The sequence below is a fragment of the Synechococcus sp. JA-3-3Ab genome, assembly GCF_000013205.1.
Taxonomy (GTDB): domain Bacteria; phylum Cyanobacteriota; class Cyanobacteriia; order Thermostichales; family Thermostichaceae; genus Thermostichus.
Genome location: NC_007775.1, coordinates 2,238,372 through 2,253,088 on the forward strand (window position 1 = coordinate 2,238,372; position 14,717 = coordinate 2,253,088).

Annotated in this window: 17 protein-coding genes; 8 read left to right on the plus strand and 9 right to left on the minus strand. The window is 61.3% G+C overall.

The window, feature by feature from the left end:
* Positions 1 to 19: 19 nt before the first annotated feature.
* The gene (locus CYA_RS10445) at positions 20 to 1,660 is read left to right on the plus strand and encodes a 2-isopropylmalate synthase (protein ID WP_011431034.1); all 1,641 of its coding nucleotides are present in this window, start codon (positions 20 to 22) and stop codon (positions 1,658 to 1,660) included.
* Between the two features lie 24 nt (positions 1,661 to 1,684).
* Here CYA_RS10445 and CYA_RS10450 read toward each other — a convergent pair whose 3' ends face one another.
* The 5 genes from CYA_RS10450 to CYA_RS10470 all read right to left on the minus strand — a co-directional run bounded on the left by CYA_RS10450 (position 1,685) and on the right by CYA_RS10470 (position 5,253).
* The gene (locus CYA_RS10450) at positions 1,685 to 2,716 is read right to left on the minus strand and encodes an ABC transporter ATP-binding protein (RefSeq protein WP_011431035.1); all 1,032 of its coding nucleotides are present in this window, start codon (positions 2,714 to 2,716) and stop codon (positions 1,685 to 1,687) included.
* A 132-nt stretch (positions 2,717 to 2,848) separates the two neighbouring features.
* Positions 2,849 to 3,052 (minus strand): phycobilisome linker polypeptide, encoded by a 204-nt coding sequence (locus CYA_RS10455; RefSeq protein WP_011431036.1) that lies wholly within the window; start codon positions 3,050 to 3,052, stop codon positions 2,849 to 2,851.
* 140 nt (positions 3,053 to 3,192) lie between these two features.
* Positions 3,193 to 3,678 carry an allophycocyanin subunit beta gene (gene apcB, locus CYA_RS10460; RefSeq protein WP_011431037.1) on the minus strand — a complete coding sequence of 162 codons (486 nt, stop codon included), beginning with the start codon at positions 3,676 to 3,678 and terminating at the stop codon, positions 3,193 to 3,195.
* A 60-nt stretch (positions 3,679 to 3,738) separates the two neighbouring features.
* Positions 3,739 to 4,224, minus strand: coding sequence for an allophycocyanin subunit alpha (gene apcA / locus CYA_RS10465; protein WP_011431038.1), 486 nt, complete (start codon positions 4,222 to 4,224; stop codon positions 3,739 to 3,741).
* Between the two features lie 321 nt (positions 4,225 to 4,545).
* Positions 4,546 to 5,253 (minus strand): hypothetical protein, encoded by a 708-nt coding sequence (locus CYA_RS10470; RefSeq protein WP_011431039.1) that lies wholly within the window; start codon positions 5,251 to 5,253, stop codon positions 4,546 to 4,548.
* A 537-nt stretch (positions 5,254 to 5,790) separates the two neighbouring features.
* Here CYA_RS10470 and CYA_RS10475 point away from each other — a divergent pair.
* From CYA_RS10475 to CYA_RS10505, 7 genes are all read left to right on the plus strand, one after another.
* Positions 5,791 to 7,053 (plus strand): HhoA/HhoB/HtrA family serine endopeptidase, encoded by a 1,263-nt coding sequence (locus CYA_RS10475; RefSeq protein WP_011431040.1) that lies wholly within the window; start codon positions 5,791 to 5,793, stop codon positions 7,051 to 7,053.
* A gap of 97 nt (positions 7,054 to 7,150) precedes the next feature.
* Positions 7,151 to 8,104, plus strand: coding sequence for a glycine betaine ABC transporter substrate-binding protein (locus CYA_RS10480; RefSeq protein WP_228375278.1), 954 nt, complete (start codon positions 7,151 to 7,153; stop codon positions 8,102 to 8,104).
* 21 nt (positions 8,105 to 8,125) lie between these two features.
* Entirely contained in the window at positions 8,126 to 9,094 is a 969-nt protein-coding gene (locus CYA_RS10485) for an ABC transporter ATP-binding protein (RefSeq protein ID WP_011431042.1), read from the plus strand.
* A complete protein-coding gene (locus CYA_RS10490; protein WP_011431043.1) occupies positions 9,091 to 9,708 on the plus strand; it encodes an ABC transporter permease in 618 nt (205 codons plus the stop codon). Before CYA_RS10485 ends, CYA_RS10490 begins: the two co-directional genes overlap by 4 nt.
* Before the next feature lie 197 nt (positions 9,709 to 9,905).
* Complete coding sequence (locus CYA_RS10495; RefSeq protein WP_011431044.1) at positions 9,906 to 10,496, plus strand: sigma-70 family RNA polymerase sigma factor; 591 nt, start codon at positions 9,906 to 9,908, stop codon at positions 10,494 to 10,496.
* 20 nt (positions 10,497 to 10,516) lie between these two features.
* Positions 10,517 to 11,284, plus strand: coding sequence for an anti-sigma factor domain-containing protein (locus CYA_RS10500; protein WP_011431045.1), 768 nt, complete (start codon positions 10,517 to 10,519; stop codon positions 11,282 to 11,284).
* A 5-nt stretch (positions 11,285 to 11,289) separates the two neighbouring features.
* Positions 11,290 to 11,949 (plus strand): VanW family protein, encoded by a 660-nt coding sequence (locus CYA_RS10505; RefSeq protein ID WP_228375280.1) that lies wholly within the window; start codon positions 11,290 to 11,292, stop codon positions 11,947 to 11,949.
* 93 nt (positions 11,950 to 12,042) lie between these two features.
* Here CYA_RS10505 and ubiE read toward each other — a convergent pair whose 3' ends face one another.
* From ubiE to CYA_RS15645, 4 genes are all read right to left on the minus strand, one after another.
* A complete protein-coding gene (gene ubiE / locus CYA_RS10510; protein ID WP_011431047.1) occupies positions 12,043 to 12,753 on the minus strand; it encodes a bifunctional demethylmenaquinone methyltransferase/2-methoxy-6-polyprenyl-1,4-benzoquinol methylase UbiE in 711 nt (236 codons plus the stop codon).
* Positions 12,754 to 12,804: 51 nt separating this feature from the next.
* On the minus strand, positions 12,805 to 13,545 hold the full coding sequence (locus tag CYA_RS15640; protein ID WP_099812898.1) for a hypothetical protein: 741 nt from the start codon (positions 13,543 to 13,545) through the stop codon (positions 12,805 to 12,807).
* Positions 13,546 to 13,647: 102 nt separating this feature from the next.
* Positions 13,648 to 13,926, minus strand: a complete 279-nt coding sequence (locus CYA_RS10520; protein WP_011431049.1) for a hypothetical protein — start codon at positions 13,924 to 13,926, stop codon at positions 13,648 to 13,650.
* Between the two features lie 47 nt (positions 13,927 to 13,973).
* Positions 13,974 to 14,597 carry a CatB-related O-acetyltransferase gene (locus tag CYA_RS15645; RefSeq protein ID WP_011431050.1) on the minus strand — a complete coding sequence of 208 codons (624 nt, stop codon included), beginning with the start codon at positions 14,595 to 14,597 and terminating at the stop codon, positions 13,974 to 13,976.
* Between the last annotated feature and the right edge of the window lie 120 nt (positions 14,598 to 14,717).

Sequence of the window (14,717 nt, forward strand, 5' to 3'; positions counted from 1 at the left end):
TCGTTGTCCGACAAAGATTATGGATGCTGCGGCGGTTTCCACATTTGATGGCCAAGCCCTGGATCACGTGCTCATTTTCGACACCACCCTGCGCGACGGGGAGCAGTGCCCCGGCGCCACCCTCAACACCGAAGAAAAGCTGGCCATCGCCCGGCAACTGGCCCGGCTGGGGGTCGATATCATTGAAGCTGGGTTTGCCTATGCCAGCCCCGGGGACTTCGAGGCGGTGCAGAAGGTGGCCGAACAGGTGGGCACCCCCGATGGCCCTGTGATTTGCAGCCTGGCCCGCGCCCTCAAGGCCGACATCGAAGCGGCAGCCGAAGCCCTCAAGCCCGCCGCCAAGCCCCGCATCCACACCTTTATCTCCACCTCCGACATTCACCTCAAGTACCAGTTGCGCAAGACCCGCGCCGAAGTGCTGCAAATTGCCGAGGAGATGGTGGCCTACGCCAAGTCCTTCGTGGACGATGTGGAGTTCTCCATGATGGACGCCACCCGTTCCGATCCGGAGTTTCTCTACCAGGTGATCGAGGCAGCCATTCGGGCGGGAGCCAAAACCATCAACATCCCCGACACCGTCGGCTACAGCATGCCGGAAGAATTCGGCCAACTGATCAAGGGCATCCGCGAGAATGTGCCCAACATCAAGCAGGCCATCATCTCCGTCCACGGCCACGACGACCTGGGGGTCTCGGTGGCCAACTTTCTGGAGGCCATCAAGCAGGGGGCGCGGCAAGTGGAAGTGACCATCAACGGCATCGGCGAGCGGGCCGGCAACGCGGCGCTGGAAGAGTTGGTGATGGCCCTGCATGTGCGCCGCAGCTACTTCAACCCCTACTTTGGCCTGCCGGTCGACTCGGAAAAACCCCTCACCCACATCAAAACCCAGGAGATCTACCGCACCTCCCGCCTAGTCTCCAACCTCACCGGCATGTTGGTTCAGCCCAACAAGGCCATTGTTGGTGCCAACGCCTTTGCCCACGAATCGGGCATCCACCAGGACGGCATGCTCAAGAACCGCCAGACCTACGAGATTATGGACGCTCAGACCATCGGCCTGCAATCGAGCACGCTGGTGCTGGGCAAACACTCGGGCCGCAACGCCTTCCGTACCCGCCTCCGGGAGTTGGGCTTCGAGCTCTCAGAGCAGGATCTGAACAAAGCCTTCCTGCGCTTCAAAGAGCTGGCAGACAAGAAGAAGGAGATCACCGACCTGGATCTGGAGGCAATCGTCAACGATGAGACCCGCCCCGTGCCCGATCTCTACCGTCTGGAGCACGTGCAAGTGGTGTGCGGCAACCACGAGACCCCCACGGCCACGGTGCGCCTGATCACCCCTGAGGGCGAAGAGCGGGTGGACGCCGCCGTGGGCACAGGCCCGGTGGACGCGGTGTACAAAGCCATCAACCGCATCGTCAACATCCCCAACAAGTTGATCGAGTTTTCCGTCCAGTCGGTTACCGCCGGCATCGACGCCATGGGGGAAGTCACCATCCGCCTGCGCCACGAGGATCGCGTCTTCTCTGGCCACGCCGCGAATACGGACATCATCGTCGCCTCGGCCCAAGCCTACATGAACGCCCTCAATAAGCTTTACGCCGCTCTGCACGCAGCCCGCTCGACGGCTGAGCAACGGCAGGCCGCCACCCAGAAGATCTGATGGGCTACCGACAGGAGCGCCCCTCTAGGACCCGGCCGCAGGGATCCCTTCCGCAAACACCCGCCTGATTACTTCCTCAATCGGCGGGTCTGTTACCGTCAAGTCCAGCACCTCCAGATCTGCCAGGAGCTGGGCAACCGTTTGGGTGAGGTGTTCCCGCCGCACCCACAGCCGCACCTCACAGCCGCTGCCGGGATCCCCCTCGCTGCGCAGCTCTCCATAGACTTGCAATTGGGCGAGGGGGCAGGGGCGGGCCAATTCCAGCTTCACCTCGCGATAGGGGGCAAAGCGCTGCCGCAGCTCCTCGAGGCCGCCATCGTAAATGAGTTGCCCGGCGCTGATCACCAGCACCCGTTCACAGAGCGCCGTAATGTCGGCCATGTAGTGGCTGGTCAACAAGACTGTCGCCCCGTAGCGGCGGTTGTAATCCCGCAGAAATTGCCGCACGGCGGCCTGAGCGTTGACATCCAACCCCAAGGTCGGCTCATCCAAGAACAAGATCTGCGGCCGGTGGATCAGGGCCGCCAGCAGTTCCGCCTTCATCCGCTCCCCCAGAGAAAGCTTGCGCACCGGCTGCTTCAGCTTGCCCTGCAGGTCGAGGAGCTCCGCCAACTCCCCCACCCGCTCCCGAAACTCCTTTTCCGGGATCTCATAAACGGCGGCGTTAATCCGCAGGGAGTCCATTGCTGGCAGATCCCAGATAAGCTGTTGCTTCTGCCCCATCACCAGGGTAATCTGCTGCAGAAAAGCCCGCTCCCGCCGGTAGGGCACATGGCCGACCACCTGCAGCGTGCCCCCGGAAGGATAGATGAGACCCGCCAGCATTTTGAGGGTAGTGGTCTTGCCTGCCCCGTTCGGCCCCAAAAAACCCACCACCTCCCCCGGCTGAATCTGGAAGCTCATCGATTGCACCGCTGGGATGTAGTGATAGGTACGGCGAAAAAAGTGGCGCAATGTACCGATCACTCCCGCTTCCTTAATGGCTACCGGGTAAACCTTGCTCAGGTCGCGGGCAACGATGATCGGCTCAGGTCGGATTGGCACGTCAGACAACATAGCTCCTCACCCCCCCTAAAAAATCAGATCCGCTAGCCCAACTTCAAGGGCAAGCCTCCTGAGGCTGGGCATGTCGGATCTGGCTGGGGGTATTCTCAGGATCGGAGGAGAAACAGCGAACAGGCAGGGGAACTACAGCAGTCCTACGTCTATCCCAGGCTTGCCGGCGACCAGCTCCACCTTCAGGATGCGGCCACCCGACTTTTGGATACGCTGCTGCTCCCGAAACCAGTTGTCGTAGGGCACCAGCTTCGTGAAGTAGGTATTTTGCAGCTCCCGCTGGGTGCGAATGCGGGTTTGGCTGGGCACACAGGCCGTGATCTTAAACATGCGCATGATAAAGGATCCCTGCTGACAGCAAAATGAACTGGCTTGACCAACAAAACAGGCGACTCACCTCAGAAAGCTCGCGTACCCCAGTTAGCACACCAGATCCCTGCGGCAAATCGCCTGTCATGCTCGCTAGACAATGAACCTTAGCTCAGGCCGGAGCAGATGTAGTCGAAGTACACACCCATTTCCTTGCCAGCTTCAGGCCCCACCAGGGCGGCGGTCACTTCTTTCATGGCTTGGATGGCCTGAATGGTGGCTCCAATCGGCACCCCCAGCGAATTGTAGGTCTCCTTGAGCCCGTTCAACACCCGCTCGTCGAGGATGGAGGGATCCCCGGCCAGCATGGCGTAGGTGGCGTAGCGCAGGTAGTAGTCCATGTCGCGGATGCAAGCAGCATAGCGACGGGTGGTGTACATGTTGCCACCGGGACGGGTGAGATCGGAGTAGAGCAACGCCTTGGCCGCCGCATCTTTGACAATGGTGGAGGCGTTGGCCGCGATGGTAGCAGCTGCCCGCACCCGCAGCTCGCCCGTGGCGAAGAAAGCCTTTAACTTCTCCATGGCCGAGCTGTCGAGATACTTGCCCTGGACGTCGTAGCTATTGATCACAGCGGTAATTGCGTCTTGCATGATGAGCTTCCTAAATCTCTAATGAACGTTAAACAGTTGCGCGGTCAGAACAATGAGGGATTAACTCATTGCCCCCACCACAAAGTCAAAGTAGTAGCCGGCCTCAGCCGCGTCCTCAGGAGACAACAGACCCATGGCCACCTGCTTCATTTGGCGGATGCTCTCGGCCACCGCCGGAATAGGCGTGCCCAAAGAGTTGTACATCTCCCGCACCCCCACCAAGCCGATCTCCTCGATCGGGGTGACATCGCCAGCAACGATCCCATAGGTGATGAGGCGCAGGTAGTAGTCCATATCCCGCAGGCAAGTTGCCGTCATCTCCTCTCCGTAAGCATTGCCACCTGGGGAGACGATGTCAGGACGCTTCTGGAAGAGTTGATCGGCAGCTTGCTTGACGATGCGCTCACGAGACTCGGTCAAGACTTGAGCGATGCGCAGCCGCTTCTCGCCGGAGGTAACAAAGGACTTGATCCGATCCAGCTCCCCCGGGCTGAGGTAGCGGGCCTCTGCATCCGCATTCACAATCGATTTCGTGACAACACTCATGGACATCCATCCTCAAGTCAATTTTTTAAAGAGTATGGCGAGCATACCCGCAAGCTATTTTCCGACATGCTTGCCGTCTGCCATCTCAGATCTTCACACTTCTTAAAATGTCTCCCAGGAAAGGAGCACTCCCTTCCCGCCAAGGGGGAGGTTGGTTAAGCGTAAAACAGCCCCCCATGGTCTGGCCGGAGTAGCCCCAGGCAGCCGCAGATTGACCAACCCCTGCTCAGCTTTTCGGAGTGGTCAACAGCTTGAGGATGGGCAGTGTGGCAAGGGATGGCGGTCGGCGCTGGGGAGTTAAGTTTTGCTTTTCAGGTGTCGCTAGGGCAGATAGGGCTGAAAGTCCTGAGTGACCGTCAGGGTCAAGTTGGCGTTGGGATCGATCACCGCCACCTCTGGCGCCGTCACATTGCCGATTACAGCCCCCGCTGCCGCTCCGCCCAGCACCTTCTCCGTCGAGATCACCCGGTCGCCAAACAGGCCGCCCAAGATCGCCCCTGCCGCCGCCCCGATCAGGGCATCCTGCACAACTGCCTCTGCAGAAGTGTGGCGGGGATCCTTGCGCAGCGGGATCACCTGGCTTTGGGCGTAGAGAGGATAGGATTGGCCGTTGAAAATCAAAGCTCGCGAGACAAACTGGGTGCCGCCGCTCACCGGTTGGAATTGGCCTTCTAGGATGGCTCCCGCCGGGACGACCGTGTTGCCGTAGATGTCCCGCAGAGGAGTATCCAAGCTAAGGCTGACGGCACGGGTTTCCCCAGGGGCAATCAAGAGGGTTTCTGGAGAGCGATGCACCGCCTGGATCAGATCCCCAGAGCGCAGCAGCAGGGTGGTTTGCAGTTGAAAGGGCTGGCCAGGTTGCAGGGGTTGAGGGCCAGGGGGGAGGGGACGAGGATTCACAGGGCGCCATCCCTCGCCGGGGGGCGGTGGTGGCAAGGGCCCCATTTGCGCCAAAACCGGGCTGGCCGCCGGTAGCCAGAGAAACCCACCGAGCAGAGGAGCCAACAGACGACGGGCTGGGTTGGTCATGGTCTTACCCCCGATCTACCACTTCTACGTTAGCTGTAAGCTGGCCAAAGCTGGGAACAAAAGCCTCGTCTGGCCTTTATCCCCATCAAAGCCAGTTGGATGTAGGACGGGCTACTCTAGGCGAGCAGATTCCGCTACTCTTCAACCCAGGTAGAAGTACGGAAAAGCGCCATCGCCGCCCGTCTTGGGCTCCCTAGTGTCCATGCTAGATTAGCTCGTGGGGGTTCGGGGGGTAGATACCCCCGCGCCAGTCGCAGGCTGGTAATGATAAAACAGAGCTGGTTGTATAAAACGGCGTTGCCGGAATCTAATACAACTACGCGGTAGGGCATTCCGTGTCTGCATGCCTAAGGCACGGCACAGCCGAACGCAGAGGGTTCTTGCAATGGCTCCCCGACGAAGCGAGAAGTTCGTCCTCTAGCCAAGTTGTGTTTACTCAACAAGGTTGAGTGGCGGGAGTCTGTCATGCCCTAGGTTTCGCCCCTCGTGTGAGGGCCAAGGTATTCTTCCGATTCCAACCCCTATTCTTCTGTAGCTATGCAGCGCAGCACATCCATGCCGGGCCAGCCTTCTCCCCGTTCAGAAGCTTCTGCTCAACCTGCCCGTTCGCCTCAGCAGGACGGAGTTCGTTCTCTTTTTAAGCCTTTTGCCGTTCTCAAGTCTCTTCTCTCGCCGGTGCTGCTGGTGCTCTTGGGCATTGGGCTGGGAGCGGCTCTGGTGGGAGGCAAGGGGGTATCTGCCCAAACGACGGCAACCCCGCCCCAACTGAACCTGAATTTTATTGCCGAGGTGGCGCAAAGGGTGGGGCCGGCGGTGGTGCGCATCGATTCCGAGCGGACGGTGAGCGTCCCGGGCGCCTTCCCAGAGGAGTTTTTCAGCGATCCCTTTTTCCGGGACTTCTTTGGCCAGGTGATCCCCCCCATTCCGCGGCAGCGACGACAGCAGGGCACCGGCTCCGGCTTCATCATCAGCCCGGATGGCCAGATCATCACCAATGCCCACGTGGTCGAGGGATCCGACAAGGTGACGGTGACGCTCAAGGATACCCGCAGCTTTGACGGCAAGGTAATCGGCACCGATCCGGTGACGGATATCGCCGTGGTGAAGATCGAGGCCCAGAACCTGCCGACGGTGAAGCTGGGTCGCTCCGAGCTCCTCGAGCCGGGCCAGTGGGCCATCGCCATCGGCAACCCGCTGGGGCTGGACAACACCGTAACCGCCGGGATCATCAGCGCTTTGGGCCGCTCCAGCGGCGAGATCCGCGTGCCCGACAAGCGGGTGTCCTTTATCCAGACGGATGCGGCCATCAACCCCGGCAACTCCGGCGGCCCCCTGCTCAACGCCCAAGGGGAGGTGATCGGGGTCAACACGGCCATCATCCAAGGGGCGCAGGGGCTGGGCTTTGCCATTCCCATCGAGACGGCCCAGCGGGTGGCCAACCAGTTGATCGCCCGCGGCAAGGTGGATCACCCCTACCTGGGCATTCGTATGCTCACCCTCACCCCCGACCTGAAGGAGCGCCTCAACCAGGATCCCAACAGCCGCATCTTCGTGACGGTGGATCAGGGGGTGCTCATCGGCGAGGTGATCCAGGGATCCCCGGCAGAGCGGGCGGGCCTGCGCGCCGGAGACATCATTCTCGCCATCAATGGTCGCGCCGTCACCACCGCCGACCAAGTACAACAAGAGGTAGAGCGCACCGAGGTGGGCAGCACCCTGGAGCTGGAGATCGAGCGAGCTGGGCGGCGGCAGAAGATCCGGGCCGTTACCGGCTCCTTCCCGGCCTCCGGCAGAAGCTAAGGGGATATTGCTGGGGGTGAGGGTTGGCAGTTCCAGCTCAGGGAAATTAATGGTTTAATGGTGGCCTAACAGTCGAAACTTCCTGGCCCAGGCCGGAATGCTCTCGGCGGGGCCGCTTGTCTTGAGTTGGGGATCCCTTCTCACCTTGCCTATGCTGAAAACCACCCGTCGCCTGGCTCTGCTGGCCCTGTCGGGGCTGGCAGCCCTTGTTCTCGCCCCTCAAGCGGGCTTTGGCAAGCCGATTGTCGTTGGCTCTAAGGACTTCACCGAGCAGTTTATCTTGGGGGAAATGTACGCCTTGGCCCTGGAGGCGGCGGGGTTGGCGGTGGAGCGCAAGCTCAACTTGGGGGGAACGCCGGTGGCCCATGCCGGCCTGTTGAGCGGCGAGATCGATCTCTACCCGGAGTACACCGGCACCGGTCTGCTGACGGTGCTCAAGCTGCCCACCAGCAGCGACCCGGCCCAGGTATACGCGACGGTGGCCCGCGAGTACGAGCGTCAGTTCCAACTGATTTGGCTGGATCCGGCCCCCATGAACAACACCCAGGCCCTGGCCATGACCCGCGCCAGAGCGGCAGAGTTGGGCATCGCTACCATCTCAGACATGGTGGCCAGAGCGAGCGAGCTGGTGATGATCGGGCCGCCGGAGTTCCAGGCCCGCGAAGATGGCCTGCCGGGGCTGCAAGCAGTCTACGGCAACTTTCGCCTCAAGGCCTACAAGGCGGTGGATCCCGGCCTGCGCTACCAGGGCTTGGTCAATGGGGAGGCGGATGTGGCGGTGGCCTTTGGCACCGATGGGGAAATTGCCGCCTTTGACCTGGTGGTGCTCAAGGACGACAAGCAGCTTTTCCCCCCTTACCAGGTGGCGCCGGTAGTGCGCAAAGATACCCTGGAAGCCAACCCCGGCATCGCCACCGCTTTGAACGCCCTTTCTCCCCTGTTGACGGACGAGGTGATGCAGCGGCTGAACTACGAGGTAAGCGGCAAGCGCAGGGAGCCGGCAGAGGTGGCGAGAGCCTTCTTGGTGGAGGCCGGCATCTTGAAAGAGTAGCCCGTTGCACGAGGCCCTGGCGTGAGCACTCTTGAGTTCGAGCGGGTATCGCTGCGCTTTCCCCACAATTCCCGTCCGGCCGTGGAGGAGTGCAGTTTTTCCGTGGCCTCGGGCCAGTTGGTGGTCATCCTCGGCCCTTCCGGCTGCGGCAAAACCACCCTTCTAAAAATGGTGAACCGGCTGCTGGAGCCCACCCAAGGACAGATTCGCCTGGATGGGCAGGATATCCGCCGCTTTCCGGTGACGGCGCTGCGCCAGCGCATCGGGTATGTCATCCAGCAGGTGGGGCTGTTTCCCCACATGACGGTGGCCCAGAATGTGGCGGTGGTGCCGCGACTTTTGGGCTGGCCAAGGGAGCGCATCCGCGAGCGGGTGGACGAGCTGCTCAGCTTGGTCAACCTGCCCCCCCAAGAATACCGACGTCGCTACCCGGCTCAACTCTCGGGCGGCCAACAGCAGCGGGTGGGGCTGGCGCGGGCGCTGGCCGGGGATCCGGATCTGCTGCTGATGGACGAGCCCTTTGGTGCCCTCGACGCCATCACTCGTGGCAAGCTGCAAGACGAGATCCTACACCTGCAACGGCAACTAAAAAAGACTATCCTCTTCGTCTCCCACGACGTGGAAGAGGCGCTGCGCCTGGCAGATCGCATCCTGGTGATGCAGCAGGGGCGGGTGGTACAGTTCGACACTCCCTTGCGGCTGCTCACCCAGCCGGCCACCCCCTTTGTCCGAGAGCTGCTGGGGGCAGACGACATGGTGCGTCAGTTGAGCGTGCTGCGGGTGGAAACGGCGATGGAGCGGATCCCGCACAACCACCAGATCCAGGAGGGGGCGGTGGTGAAACCCCAGGAAACCCTGCGGCGGGCCTTGTCGCTGCTGTTGCGCACGGGGGCAGCAGCTCTCACAGTGTGGGAAGACGGGCGGGCCATTGGCATCGTTACCCTGGATCACATCCGCCATCTGGCCATGCTGGAGGGGGGATCCGCATGAGCTATCTTCTCAGCAACCCCGGCCTGGTGTGGCAGCTTACCCAAGAGCACCTGGCGATGGTGGCAACAGCCTTGGGGATTGCCCTGGTGCTGGCGCTGCCGTTGGCTTTGCTGGTGCACCAGGTGCGCTGGCTGGCCCTGCCGGTGATGGGGATCCTCAGCATCCTGTACACAGTGCCCAGCCTGGCCCTAATCATCTTGTTGGTTCCCTACTTTGGCCTCAATGCCCGCTCGGTGGTGGTGGCGATGGTGCTCTACACGCAGGTGATCTTGGTGCGCCATTTTTACGTGGGCCTGCGCTCGGTGGAGCCTGCCATTCTGGAGGCGGCCAAGGGCTTGGGGATGAACTTCTGGCAGCGGTGGTGGCAGGTGCAGGTGCCCCTCATGCTGCCGGTTGCCCTGGCCGGCTTGCGGCTGGCGGCAATTGTGGCCATTGCCATCGCCACGGTGGGGGCTAAGTTTGGGGCGGGAGGGCTGGGCACCCTGCTTTTTGAGGGCATTGCCCAGGCCGGTCGCTACGACAAGATCTGGGCCGGATCTTTGGCCGTGGGATCCTTGGCCTTGCTGGTGAACACGGCCCTGTGGGGGCTGGAGTGGGCGGCCCGCCGCGGCTAAAGAGAGCCAGAGCCTTTTTCAAGTCGCTGGAGACAGCCCCCCTCGCAAGACGGAACAACGGTCTGCCCCTGCCATTTTACGAAGAGCTATAGCATGGACGAGAAGCCAAGTACTTCTCCAGGCGAGACGATTCCAGCCTCCTGCTATTCGGTGCCGCTTGGAAAGACCGTAGCTTTATAGAGTGGGCCTGACGCAACATGGGTGAGCAACCTCCGCTAAGGGATTGGCCTTCTCGCAGCGATGGGGAACTGATGGAGGCTATCCGAGAGAGGCAAGGGGCAGCGCTGGGGGTGCTTTACGACCGCTATGCCGGCTTGGTCTATGGGCTGGCCCTCCAGATCCTGGGCCATGTGGCCGAGGCGGAAGATCTGACTCAGGCGGTGTTTGTCGAACTGTGGCGCAAAGCCAGCTATGATCCGCAGCGGGGATCGGTGAGCAGTTTTCTCTGTCTGTTGACCCGTTCGCGTGCCATCGACCGTCTGCGTTCCCAAGACAGCTCTCAACGTCTTTTGAAGCACTGGCAATCTCTGCTCGCCGCCGAGAACAGGGCGCCGGCCCCCTTTGAGCAGCTCTCCCTCGAGGAGCGACGGCAAGCCGTACAAGAGGCCCTCGGCCAACTGCCGGAAAGCCAACGGCAGGTTCTAGAGTTGATCTACTACCAGGGGCTGAGCCAGGCGGACGTTGCCCGACACCTGGGGATCCCGCCGGCAACCGTTAAAGCCCGCGCTCGCCAAGCCCTCTGCAAGTTGCGGGGATCCCTGCGCGCGCTCCTTGAGGTTTGGAGTTAGGTTCTGTTGTCGGCCTGGCCATGTTTGCATCCCATTTGCCCCTTGCATCGGAAGAACAGGAAGAACTGGCCGGCTATCTGCTGGGGGATTTATCTCCTGAGCAGGCAAGCGCCCTAGAGGCACGCCTAACCCAAGACCCACGGTTGCTGGCGGAATTGCAGGCTTTGCAAGAAACCCTGCACCTGTTGCCCTACGGCTTGCCGGGGGTGATCCCGCCGGCCAGCTTGCGGGGCAAGGTGATGGCAGAGGCGGGCATTGAGCAGGTGCCGACACCTCTTCAGCCGGCCCTGTCCTCTCTGGGGTTCGGTCGCCTCACCGCTGAGTGGCGCTGGCTGGGGGGGTTGGCGGCAGTGGTTTTGGCCCTGCTGGTTTTCGACAACTGGCGACTGCGGCAGGCGCTCCAACTGGCCCGCCTAGAATCGGTGCAGGCGCTGGCCCATTTGCTGCAACAGCCGGGATCCCGCCTGGTCAATTTGCAGGGAGAGGCGGCAGCGGCTAACCTCCTCTATCGCCCAGGAGAGTGGCAGGAGGTGGTCTTGGCGGCGAGGGATCTGCCCCAACCGGCCCCTGGGGAGCGTTACCATCTCTGGCTCAAGCTGGAGGACGGCGAGACCCTCCACTGCGGCAACTTTCAAGTGGATGCCCAGGGATCCGCGCTTGTCGCCTTACGTCCGCCGCGCCCGCTGCCAGAGGACGCTCGCCCCCAAGAGGTGCTGGTTACGGCCCAAGCCGCTGCCGTCCCTCGCAAACCCCAGGGCAAGGTTCTTCTCAAAGCCAGGGTGTTCTAGGAGAAGTGAGGGGAAAGCTAGCGCTGCGGGGATTGGCCTTATCGGTGGGGTTGGCCCTGGCCCTGCTGGCTTTGTGGTGGATGGATCCCACCCCAACCACCCTGAGCCAATACACCACTTCCTTACAGGAGCGCACTCTCCCACAGCTCCACAACATCCGCCAAGCAGTCCAAAGCCTGGATGGGGTTTACATTCAGCCGGGGGCGGTTTTTTCTTTCAACCAGGTGGTGGGGCCGCGCACCCTGGAGCGGGGCTATCTGCCTGCGCCGGTATTCATGGTGGCCGAAACCCTGGATTCGGTTGGCGGCGGGATCTGTCAAGTCTCCTCCAGCCTTTACAATGCGGCTCTGCTGGCGGGGCTGGAAGTGGTGGAAAGGCACCCCCATTACCGGCAGGTGGAGTCGGTGCCGCCAGGGCTAGATGCCACGGTTTGGTACGGCTTGGCCGATCTCAGGTTGCGCAATCCTTTCCCTTGGCCAGTACGCCTGCGCTTTCAGATCCGCGGCCAAACTCTAATCGTGTCGGTGCTGGGACGGGGATCCCACCCTGCTCCAGCCATTCCACCCATCCGCGTAGAGCAGCGGCGACTGGATCCCCAGCATTTGCAGGTAAGCGTCTATCGCGGTAACGAGCGCCTCTCCCAAGATCGCTACGTTGCTCCCTAGCTGCCAAAACCGTCTTGGCGAAGTCCGCTGCACCTTCTGGGGAACCGCATCCTAAGCTGCCTCTTTAAGGAGCAAGGGGACAAGCCGTTTGGATCATCTTCCAATCACCAGCACCCCCATCATGCCACCGGCTAGGGGATAAAACTTGGCAACAGAAAACCCTACCTGCAAGGCCATTTGCTGCTGCTCTTGGCCAGATGGGAAACCATCCAAACTGGGATCGATGTAGGCATATTCAGATGCCAATCCCAGAGCTTGCGCCCGGGCGACGACCTGGGTGTTCAGGTACCAGCGCTGGAAGTCCGCAAGGAAAGGGATCCCTGTGGGGCGATGAAAGTCCAAGAGAGCGGCGCGACAGCCGGGCTTGAGCACCCGGTAAATCTCCCGCAACGCTTGAGGGATATCGGTTACGTTGCGCAGACCGTAGCCCATTGTAACGGCATCAAAGCTGGCGTTGGGAAAAGGCAAGGCCAAAGCATCTCCCAATACCCACTCTAGGGAGTAGCCGGGGAAAAGACGGGAGCGCCGCCGAGCAATCTCCAGCATGGCCGGGGAGAAATCCAGGCCGACCACCTGTCCGCTTCGTCCCACCCGCCGGGCCAGTTGCAGCGCCAGGTCGCCGGTGCCGCAGCAGAGATCCAACACCTGCCCGCCAGGGCCGGCGCCCGACCAGCGCACAGCCATGCGCTTCCAAACCTGATGCAGGCCCAGGCTCAGGGTTTGGTTGAGGGCATCGTAGTGGGGGGCGATGCGGTCGAATAGCTCCCGAATCTGCTCAGGGCGCTCAAAGGTTGGGCTGGGCACCGCTTCTCAACTCCGCTTTGCATCAGTCGTGGCCGCAGTCACCAGACGGGACTACTGCGGCACCGGGATCCCGCTCACCCCGACTCGGTGGCGGCGGCTGGGATAATCGGCCAGGCTCAAGGACAAAGACCGGGATCCGGCCAAGCTGGAGGCGGGGATGCGAACAGTTCCCTGGAAGACTTGGCTGTTGGGAGGCAGCTCCCCAGGCAGGCCTTGGGTGAGGGCGTTGATCGACCGTCCGGTGTCGTCGGTAACGTTCAGGAAGCTGTAGAGAAAACGCACCGTCTCCGCCGAATTGTTCTGCATCGCCACGTTCAAAACCACCTGCCCTCCCTCGCGGCGAACCGAGAGCACCTGCATAGCAACCTGCCCGCCGGCAGCCACTTGCCGAGGTGGAGGAGGTGGTGTAAACACCGGTGGCGGCGAGGGGCGCGGCGGTTGGGGAGAGGGAGAAGCAGGCCGCGGGGTGGGGGATGGGGCTGCCGCCAACTCAGGAGACAAGCGGGGGGTGGGCGTCGGGGTAGGTCTAGCCACGGGAACGGATGTAGGAGTGGAGAGAGGGGCGGGGGTGGGGGGTGGGCGCAGGCTCGCTTCCGCTGCTGCAATCACCGCGGCCTCGTTCAAGAGGGGCACGGTGCGGGGATCGCGAACGCCACGGGAGGAGGAAGCATTGCCGGCTGTGGTGACGGGAGAGGAGACCCCCGACAGGGCGCGCTGGCCGAAGAGGTAGCCCAAACAGGCGCTCAACACGGCTGTGAAGAAAAACGCACCCAGCCAAAACAGCGCTCCCAAGAATGGGGAGGTGAACTCTTGCGCTGGCCTGACCGATCTTCGCAAAGGATGCTCACTCCTGCTACCGGCTTGCTCTACCTATGATACGAAAGCGACGAGGAGCTAGGGATTCTCCGCTGGCCCAGAATCTTTGCGCTCTTGCTGCTGGGCGCAGAGAGCAGCGCTATCTAGGTTGGGCAGCCGTTCCCCCAACCACCAGCCTGGATCCTCCCAGCTCAGGGATCGCAGCCACTTGGCGGCGCGATCCGCCAAGACCAGCCCCAACAAAACAGGAGCGGTGGTGATCCCCAGCGCTAGGCTTAGCCAAAGGGGAGGAAAGGTTGGCGAGGTGGCTGAAGCAGCACTTTGGCCAGGGGAAGATGCTGGCTTGGGATCCGTCATGTCTCTTGTAAAACTGCCCTTAATTGATCCTTATCCTAGCTCCAAACTCACGGAGCCAGGAGCTTTTGCTTAAACTCAGCTAGTGCCGAAAGAGTTTCTTGGTTCAGGGGGCAACAAAGAAGAGGCGCTGCTTTACGTATGGCTTCAAGAGGCCAGTCCCACCAGCTAAGCTGGCTGAGCTGCTCGATTACCTCAGGTGAGAAGCGATAGCGAACTACTTTGGCTGGCACACCCGCAACAATCGCGTATGGTGGGACATCCCTAGTCACCACGGCACCCATTCCAACAACTGCTCCATTTCCAATTGTCACTCCTGAGCGAATCATGGCACCGTGGCCAATCCAAACGTCATGGCCAACCACAATGTCCCCGCGGGTCAGAGGGTGGCCTTCCAGGGCGCGCAGCTCGCTCCAACACTCAGGTAGATGAGTGAAGGGATAGGTAGTGGCCCAGTCAGTGTGGTGCTCATAGCCTGCAAAAAAATGCACCTCTCGCGCAATCGAGCTACAGCGGCCAATCTTTACCTGCGAAGGCTCTCCCATCCAATGGATAAAGAACTCATATCCATAGCTTAGGGAGCCAATAGTAACCAAGGGAAATGGTGCTAAGCCTCTGTAGGCAAAGTATGTTTTCTCCTCCAGTTGGGGACTATGTTCGATGCGGATGGGCATAGAACCTTAGGTCGCTAGATCGGGGCTTCACCTGCCAGAACGCAAGCCTCGGTAGAATGGGCTCAAAATCCGCCTAGGAGCTTCCAGATCTTAACCTAATTACGAACGAAGCCAGAAGAG

Excerpts from the sequence above, each read along its gene's own strand:
- CYA_RS10445 (WP_011431034.1), top strand. The coding sequence starts at position 20 with ATGGATGCTGCGGCGGTTTCCACATTTGATGGCCAAGCCCTGGATCAC.
- CYA_RS10450 (WP_011431035.1), bottom strand. The coding sequence starts at position 2,716 with ATGTTGTCTGACGTGCCAATCCGACCTGAGCCGATCATCGTTGCCCGC.
- CYA_RS10455 (WP_011431036.1), bottom strand. The coding sequence starts at position 3,052 with ATGCGCATGTTTAAGATCACGGCCTGTGTGCCCAGCCAAACCCGCATT.
- apcB (WP_011431037.1), bottom strand. The coding sequence starts at position 3,678 with ATGCAAGACGCAATTACCGCTGTGATCAATAGCTACGACGTCCAGGGC.
- apcA (WP_011431038.1), bottom strand. The coding sequence starts at position 4,224 with ATGAGTGTTGTCACGAAATCGATTGTGAATGCGGATGCAGAGGCCCGC.
- CYA_RS10470 (WP_011431039.1), bottom strand. The coding sequence starts at position 5,253 with ATGACCAACCCAGCCCGTCGTCTGTTGGCTCCTCTGCTCGGTGGGTTT.
- CYA_RS10475 (WP_011431040.1), top strand. The coding sequence starts at position 5,791 with ATGCAGCGCAGCACATCCATGCCGGGCCAGCCTTCTCCCCGTTCAGAA.
- CYA_RS10480 (WP_228375278.1), top strand. The coding sequence starts at position 7,151 with ATGCTCTCGGCGGGGCCGCTTGTCTTGAGTTGGGGATCCCTTCTCACC.
- CYA_RS10490 (WP_011431043.1), top strand. The coding sequence starts at position 9,091 with ATGAGCTATCTTCTCAGCAACCCCGGCCTGGTGTGGCAGCTTACCCAA.
- CYA_RS10495 (WP_011431044.1), top strand. The coding sequence starts at position 9,906 with ATGGGTGAGCAACCTCCGCTAAGGGATTGGCCTTCTCGCAGCGATGGG.
- CYA_RS10500 (WP_011431045.1), top strand. The coding sequence starts at position 10,517 with ATGTTTGCATCCCATTTGCCCCTTGCATCGGAAGAACAGGAAGAACTG.
- CYA_RS10520 (WP_011431049.1), bottom strand. The coding sequence starts at position 13,926 with ATGACGGATCCCAAGCCAGCATCTTCCCCTGGCCAAAGTGCTGCTTCA.
- CYA_RS15645 (WP_011431050.1), bottom strand. The coding sequence starts at position 14,597 with ATGCCCATCCGCATCGAACATAGTCCCCAACTGGAGGAGAAAACATAC.